Source organism: Methylomonas sp. BG-2, from assembly GCF_057766305.1.
Genome location: NZ_JBYMAP010000192.1, coordinates 1 through 7,470 on the forward strand (window position 1 = coordinate 1; position 7,470 = coordinate 7,470).

General features: G+C 62.6%; 5 protein-coding genes. All 5 read right to left on the reverse strand.

The window, feature by feature from the left end; translation table 11 throughout:
* Nucleotides 1-101: 101 nt before the first annotated feature.
* A complete protein-coding gene (locus AC3B8H_RS16095; RefSeq protein WP_488442562.1) occupies nucleotides 102-935 on the reverse strand; it encodes a hypothetical protein in 834 nt (277 codons plus the stop codon).
* Between the two features lie 11 nt (nucleotides 936-946).
* Nucleotides 947-2,446 carry a phytoene desaturase family protein gene (locus tag AC3B8H_RS16100; RefSeq protein ID WP_488442563.1) on the reverse strand — a complete coding sequence of 500 codons (1,500 nt, stop codon included), beginning with the start codon at nucleotides 2,444-2,446 and terminating at the stop codon, nucleotides 947-949.
* A 2-nt stretch (nucleotides 2,447-2,448) separates the two neighbouring features.
* Complete coding sequence (locus AC3B8H_RS16105) at nucleotides 2,449-4,050, reverse strand: aldehyde dehydrogenase family protein (protein WP_488442564.1); 1,602 nt, start codon at nucleotides 4,048-4,050, stop codon at nucleotides 2,449-2,451.
* Nucleotides 4,051-4,116: 66 nt separating this feature from the next.
* On the reverse strand, nucleotides 4,117-5,637 hold the full coding sequence (locus tag AC3B8H_RS16110; protein ID WP_488442565.1) for a phytoene desaturase family protein: 1,521 nt from the start codon (nucleotides 5,635-5,637) through the stop codon (nucleotides 4,117-4,119).
* A gap of 101 nt (nucleotides 5,638-5,738) precedes the next feature.
* A partial coding sequence (locus AC3B8H_RS16115; protein ID WP_488442566.1) for a hybrid sensor histidine kinase/response regulator occupies nucleotides 5,739-7,470 on the reverse strand: 1,732 nt, incomplete at its 5' end.

Consider the following 7,470-nt stretch of genomic DNA (forward strand, 5'->3'; position numbering starts at 1 on the left):
GAGGCTTTTTGAATCAAGCCTTAACGGTTCGCCCAGGGTCTGTTTAAGGGCGAACGAGTGAGACGTTCATGGCTCGATTCATTCGCCACGAGCGGTTTAACTCAAGTACATGCGCCTGTTAAGCCCAAGATGGGATGGAACTCCCAAGCCTCGATACTCAAGGTTTCAAAACCGCCGCCGGCCGACTCGCCGGGCGGCGCGATCTGCCAGAGCCAATCGGCGGTCAGGGTTGCCATTTGCGGCAGCCGGGCCAGCAAGGGCCGGTAGTCGTTGCCGGATAGGCGTTGGCCGGCGGCGTCGTAGGTCGTGTCGCCGACTTCGGTGATCAGACAACAGGGTACTTGCCAGGCAGTCAGCCAGTCCAAATGCGCTTCGATCAGATGGCGGCCGAAGGCTTCCAGGTCGGCTTCACCGGCACCGTGAGCGGCCAGCCAGGCCACCGGCAACAGCGGTAATTGCATCAGACAATTCACCGAGGCCACCCACGCCGGTTTGGCGGATAGCGTGGGGTGGCCGGCACGGGAAACCAGCGCGTCGGGCGGGATACGGCGCTGTTCGGCCAACCATTCGACCGTGCCGGTCACATCGCCATAACAACAGCTGATCCGGCCCGGCCAGCGACTGGCCAAACGGCGCGTCGAGCGGCTGAACACCATGTCCAGCAACACCACCTGTTGAAACCGCGTCAGCAAGTCCGCCAGCGGCAGGTCGCGGGCGATGCCGCCGCCGACGATCAACGCGGTTCCGCCCGCCGGCTCGACCCGGGCGGCCGAAGCCAGCAAGGCGGCGCGAGTGGCTTGCAGATGCGGCCGCCAGGCCGGCCGGCAGCGCCGATGCCGGGCTTCCAGCGCGGCGGCCTCGCGGGCGTATCCCAGACGGCGGGCGGCCGAACTGGCGACCCGGATTCCCAGACAATGCCAGGCTTCCTCCAGCATGCCCGGCCGGTTTATTGGCCGGCTAGATCGGCGAGTATCTTGTCTCTGACCAATTGCCCCGACAAGGTCACCATCGGCATGCCGCCGCCCGGATTGACGCTGCCGCCGACGAAATACAGATTGCGCAAATCGCCGCTGCGTTGCGGCGCCTTGAAGCCCAGGTTTAAATTGCGGTCGGCCACCACGCCGTAGATCGAACCCCGGTTGGAGTAGTAGCGGGCTTCGATGTCGGGCGGCGTCCAGTATTCCTCGCAGACGATGTGGCGGCGCAGATCGGTCAAGCCCATCCGTTCCAATTTGCTGAGTACCCGCTCGCGCAAGGCCCAATAATCGTCGGCGCTCAGCGGTTTTTCCGGATCGATGTGCGGGATGTGCGGCAGTATTTTGATGATTTCGCAGTCGGCCGGCGCCTGGGCCGGATCGGTTTTGCACGGCGCCACCAGATAAATGGTCGGGTCCTCGGACAAGCGGTGGCTTTTGAACACCGCGTCGAAATGCTCGCGCGGATGATCGGAATAAAAAAAGTTGTGATGCGCCAGTTGCGGATAAAGCCGGTCCACGCCCAGGTGCAGCACCAGGCCGGAGCAACTCGGCTGGAAGCGTTGGACTTTTTTCAGCGCCGGGGCCGGGCTGTGCAGCAGCTTTTCCAGGCAGGGAATCACTTCCATGTTCGACACCACCAGATCGGCGGCCAGACGCTCGCCGTTTTGCAGGCGGATGGCGGTGGCGCGGCCGGCTTGGTGCTCGATGGCCGCGACTTCGGCGTTCAGCCGAATCTTCACGCCCAATTCCAGCGCCAGTTTTTCCAGGGCCTGGGCCATCCCGTACATGCCGCCCTTGACGTACCACAGGCCGTATTGGTATTGGATGTAGGGTAGCAGATTCATCAAGGCCGGCGCGTCGTAAGGCGAGGAACCGACGTATTTGATGAAGTAATTCAGAATGTCGACCAGTTTCGGATCGGAGACGAAGCGGCGCACGCCTTGATCCATCGTGCGGAACACGTCGAAATTCAAGCTGCGCAGCGGGCCGTAGAATTTCAGCAAATCCCAAAAACCGTCCAGGCCCTTGGCGAAATAGCCGGTTTCGGTTTCCCGGCCCAATTTTGTCGCGTAGGCCATGAAGCGTTGGAAATCGTCGTAAACCCGCGGACCGAGTTTGTCCAGCTCGCGGCGCTGATTGTCCGGGTCGGCGCATAAATCGACGACGGTACCGTCCTCGAAAAAATTGCGCCAGTGGGTTTCGACGGCCTCGATCGCCACGTAATCGGCCATACGTTTGCCGACCCGCGTAAACAAGGCCTCGAAGATGTGCGGCATGGTCAGGATGGACGGTCCCAGATCGAAAGTGAAACCGTCTTTTTCCAGAATGTTCAGTTTGCCGCCGACCTTGTCGTTTTTTTCGACCAATTCGACCTGGAAGCCTTCGGAGGCCAGCGAAATCGCCGCCGACAGACCGCCCAAGCCGGCGCCGATCACGACGACATTGCGGTGGTTAGTGTATTGCTGCATGGTTAGCCTCGTTTGCCTGTCAACAGTAATTTAAGATTGTGCCAGCGCTGGGTCAGGTCGAAAGCCGAATACTCCCGAAACGCCTGCAAGGCCGGCCAGTTGCGTTGGATGCGTTGCTTCAACGTGCCGGCGCCGTGCACGAAGTCGATATAACCCTTTAAGTTTTGATAGTGCTGTTTGGAATAGGGAAACCAGTTCGGTTCCTTGGCCAAGGGGCTGCGGCTGGTCAGCCCGCCCACCGGGTAGCTGAAGCTCAGCAAGCCCTCGGCGCCGTGATAGCGGCCGAAACCGCTGCGCTTGACGCCGCCGAACGGCAGGCCGGGATGGCCGATGTTTTTGATGACGTCGTTGACCGCCCAGTTGCCGACCTGCAATTGCCCGGCCACCCGTTCGGCCTTGGCGATGTCGCGACTCCAGACGCTGGCGTTCAAGCCGAACTCGCCGGCATTGGCCGCCGCGACCGCGTCGGCTTCGCTGTCGAAGGCCAGCACCGGCAGCAGCGGGCCGAAGGTTTCCTCGCGCATCACCCGCATGTCCGGGCGCACATCCCACAACAGCGCCGGCCCCAAAAATGGGCCGTCGCGCTGTAAAGGCCCGGATGCTTGAGCGCCTTGGGCCAGCGCATCGTCATAATGGGCTTGCACGATGTCGATCTGGCTGGCCGAAGTCATCGCGCCCATGTCGGCATCCGGGCCGGCACCGACTTGCAGCTTGGCGACGCCGTCCAGCAGCAGGGCCAGAAACCGGTCGTGGCATTCGCGCTGCACGTACAAGCGTTCGATCGATACGCACACCTGGCCGCTGTTGCTGAACGCGCCGTACAGCGCGGCGTTGGCGGCGCGCGGCAGGTCGGCGTCGGCGAACACGATCATCGCGTCCTTGCCGCCCAGTTCCAGCAGCACCGGAATCGGATGTTGGGCGGCGCGGCGCATCGCTTCTCGGCCGGCTCGCAAGCCGCCGGTGAAGAACAGCAGATCCGGGCCGGCGTCGATCAAGGCTTCGCCGACTTCGCGGCCGCCGACCGCCCATTGCAGCAGACCCGCCGGCAAATCCAGGCCGGCGAATAGCTGGAGAATCAATTGGCCGACCGGCAGACTGAGTTCGGACGGCTTGATGATCGCGGCATTGCCGGCGATCAATGCGGTCAGCAGCGGCGCCACGGTCAGTTGCAGCGGATAATTCCACGGCGAAACGATCGCGGCGACGCCGTAGGGCTGGCGTTGAATTTGCGCGGTGGCGCCCGGAAACGCGAACGGCGAGGTCGGCACGCCGCGTCCGGCCAGAATCCGCGCGGCGTGCCGGCGGTAATAGGCCAGTAAATCCAGCAACGGATAGATTTCGCCGAGCAGGGCTTCGGTCGGCACCTTGCCGGTGGTCAGCCGCAGGCAGTCGACGATGGCGTCGGTATCGCTCAGCAGCCGCTCGGTCAACGGCGCCAGTTTCGCCAGCCGTTGCGCGACCGACAGTCGCGCCCAGGCCGCTCCGGCAATGCGGGCGGCGGACATTTGTTCGGCCAGCGCGGCGGCGGTCGTGGTCGGGTATTCGCCCAACAGGCGGCCGTCCAGTGGTGAAACGACGCGAATCGGCGAGGGTTCTATCGGCATGGTTTGGTTGGGTTCAGGGTCGGCAAGCGGTTAGCGACAATCGCGGTGGATTGTCGCCGGCGCGGGCTAGTCTCTCAGCCAGCGGCTTTGATCGATGTCCCGAAACGGGACGCCGTGCTTTTGCGAAATCAGCCGCGCCGAAATCCGTGCCGACTCGTAAATCGTCGGCAGGCCGCTGCCGGGGTGGGTGCCGCCGCCGACCAGATAACAGTTGTCCAATTCCTCGAAGCGGTTGTGCGGCCGCCAATACAACATCTGGCCGAAGCGATGGGCCAGACTGAAGGTCGCGCCCTTGTAAACGTATTCGTCGCTTTCCCAACTGCCCGGCGTGATGATTTTTTCGCATTCGATGTGTTCGCGCAGGTCGGCTAAGCCCATCCGCTCGGCCAAGGTGTCCAGCACCTGTTCGCGCACCTCTTGGCAGTGCTGGTCCCAGTCCAGACCGCTGTCGTTGTTGGGCATCGGCACCAACACGTACAGCGCCGATTTGCCGGCCGGCGCCAGTGTGGCGTCGCTGGCGCCGGCGTTTTGCACGTAAAACGAGAAATCCCGGCTCAGGGTTTTATCGGCGAAGATGTTGCGAATGTTGGTGCGATAGTCCTTGGCGAAGGCGATGGTGTGGTGGGGCAGGTCGTAGACCTTGTCCAAACCCAGATACAGCATGAAGGTCGAGCAGGAGTAATCGATTTTTTTCAGTTTTTCCGGCGCGTACTTTTTCAGTTGGCCCGGTTGCAGCAAGTGGCTCATCGCGTGGGCGAAATCGGCGTTGACGATCACTTCGTCGCCGCGCACTTCCTCGCCATTATCCAGCTTGACGCCCTTGACCGCGCCGTTTTCGACCAGCAAGGCCGCGACGCCGGTGCCGGTGCGGATCTCGCCGCCGCATTCGCCGACCACCTTGGCCATCGCCTCGGCGATTTGGTTCAAGCCGCCCTTGACGTGGTAGATGCCGTATTCGTGCTCCAGATAGGGCAGCATCGTAAACAAGGCCGGACATTCCCACGGCGACATGCCCAGATATTTGGATTGAAAGCAAAACGCCAACCGCATTTTTTCCTGGCGGAAGTATCGGCCGAGATTGGCGAACACGCTTTTCGGATAGGCCAGCCAGGGCAGGGCCTTGATCAGGTCCCAGGACAAAAACGAGGCCAGGTCGGAATAGTCGCGGGTGATGCAGGGGTAGAGGGCTTTAAAGCGTTTGCGCTCGTTGACGATGAAATCCTCGTAGCCGGCGGTGCCTTCGTCGAACACCCGGTTCAGTTCGGCGCGCATATTCTCCCGGTCGGAGTACACCGAAATGTCGCGGTCGGCGTATTGCAGGCGGTACATCGGCGCCAGCGGCAGGAAGTCCAGGTAGTCGGTGCTTTGCCGGCCGCACAATTCGAACATTTCGTCCAACACGCCCTTCATCAGCAAAAAGGTCGGGCCGGTGTCGAAGGTAAACCCGTTCATCCGAATCGCCCGGTTGCGGCCGCCGACATCGGGGTGTTTATCGAAAATCGTAACCTTGAAACCGCGTTGGCCGAGCAGCATGCCGGCGCACAGGCCGCCGGGGCCGGCGCCGACAATGATGATGTGTTTGGACATGGAATTGGATTGCAATGGCCGAGTTAAAAATCCCGGTAATGTAACAGCATTTTAATGGTTTGACCCGGACGATCTATCGAGCGCCGGCGCTCGGCCGCAGGCTAAACGCCGCGAATGGCCGGTTCGATGCCGATCCGGCCGAGCAAGGCCAATGCCGCGTCGTAGTCGTAACCGGCGATCGCCCGTTGAAAATCGGGGTGGAATTCGCCGAGCGCGGCCTGTAAGGCCGCGTCCAGCTCGCGCGCCAAGCGATTGGCCAGCGCATTGTTTTCGGCCAACAAGTCCGCCAGTTCGATCAGGCGTGGCCGCCATTCGGTCGGATCGATGGCGGCGGCCACCGCATCGACCAACGGCAAGCCGCTAATGTCTTGCAACAAGGGTTGCAATTCGGCCGCGCAGGCCTCGATCAGCGGCCGGTAGGCTTCGGCGGCGAGGCGGTCGCGGATCGCCCGATCCAGTGCGTTGAGTTGCTCGGCCAGTCCGACCGCGCCCAAGGTTGCCGCGACGCCTTTCAGGTTATGGCTTCGTGCCCGCGCGGTTTGGTAGTCGCCGTTTAGCAGCAGTTCGGCGATGTCGGTCAGATCGCGGCGATTATGGTCGGCGAATTGGCGTAGCAGTTGAAGATATTTGACCGGATCGTCGCGCAACCTCGCCAAGCCCCGGCCGGCGTCGAGGCCGCGAATTCCGAGCAGGCGTTCCCGGAGCCGGCTGGCGTCGCCGCGACTGCCGGCCGGCTCGGCGATCGGCCGCGGCGACGCCGGTTCCGCCGCCGGCGTCAACCAGCGCAGCAAGGTCGCGTACAGCGCGGCCGGGTTGACCGGTTTGGCGACGAAGTCGTTCATGCCGGCCCGCAGGCAGGCGGCGCGGTCTTCGTCGAAGGCGTTGGCGGTCATCGCCAGAATCGGCAGGGCCGCGAACTCCGGCAACTCGCGGATGGCCTGAGCGGCTTCCAGGCCGTCCATTTCCGGCATTTGCATATCCATCAGGACCAAGTCGTAGCGGCGGCTCAGGATTTTTTCGACGGCCAGCTTGCCGTTCTCGGCGGTATCGACGATCAGGCCGACGCCATGCAGCAATTCCAATGCGACTTCGCGATTGATCGGGTTGTCCTCGGCCAGCAGCAAACGGGCGCCGGCATGGTTGCGGCGCAGCAGGTTTTCGTGGTCGGTCGCGAGCGGCGGTAGCGGGCCGGCCGCCACGCCGTGGCCGCGTTGCAGGCGCGCGGTAAACCAGAAGCGGCTACCGGCGCCCAGGCGGCTTTCGACGCCGGCATCGCCGCCCATCATTTGCGCCAGTTTTTTGGTGATGGCCAGGCCCAGGCCGGTGCCGCCGTATTTGCGGGTGGTCGAGGCGTCGGCCTGGGCAAAGTATTCGAACAAGGTCGGCAATTGCTCGGCGGCGATGCCGATGCCGGTGTCGCTGACCTCGAAGCGGACCAGCAAATCGTCGTCGTTGTCATCCAACAGGCGCGCCACCAGTTTCACCGAGCCGGTTTCGGTGAATTTGATGGCATTGCCGGTGTAGTTGAGCATGGCTTGACGCAGGCGAGTAGGGTCGCCGCGCAACCAGGTCGGCACGCCGGCGTTCTCGATTTCCACTCGCAAGCCTTTTTGCTTGGCTTGTTCGGCGGTGAGCGAGCGAATATGGTCCAGCACCGCTTCCAGCGCGAAATCCGCTTGCTCCAATTCCAGCCGGCCGGCCTCGATTTTGGAGAGGTCCAGAATATCGTTGATGATGGCCAGCAGGTGTTGGGCGGCGGAATCGATCTTGTCCAGCCGTTCTCGTTGTTGCGGCGTCGGCAGACTTTGCCGCAGCAAATAGGTCAGGCCGATG

What these genes read in the sequence shown, in the direction of transcription:
- AC3B8H_RS16095 (WP_488442562.1), bottom strand. Translation starts at nt 935, where the DNA reads ATGCTGGAGGAAGCCTGGCATTGTCTGGGAATCCGGGTCGCCAGTTCG.
- AC3B8H_RS16100 (WP_488442563.1), bottom strand. Translation starts at nt 2,446, where the DNA reads ATGCAGCAATACACTAACCACCGCAATGTCGTCGTGATCGGCGCCGGC.
- AC3B8H_RS16105 (WP_488442564.1), bottom strand. Translation starts at nt 4,050, where the DNA reads ATGCCGATAGAACCCTCGCCGATTCGCGTCGTTTCACCACTGGACGGC.
- AC3B8H_RS16110 (WP_488442565.1), bottom strand. Translation starts at nt 5,637, where the DNA reads ATGTCCAAACACATCATCATTGTCGGCGCCGGCCCCGGCGGCCTGTGC.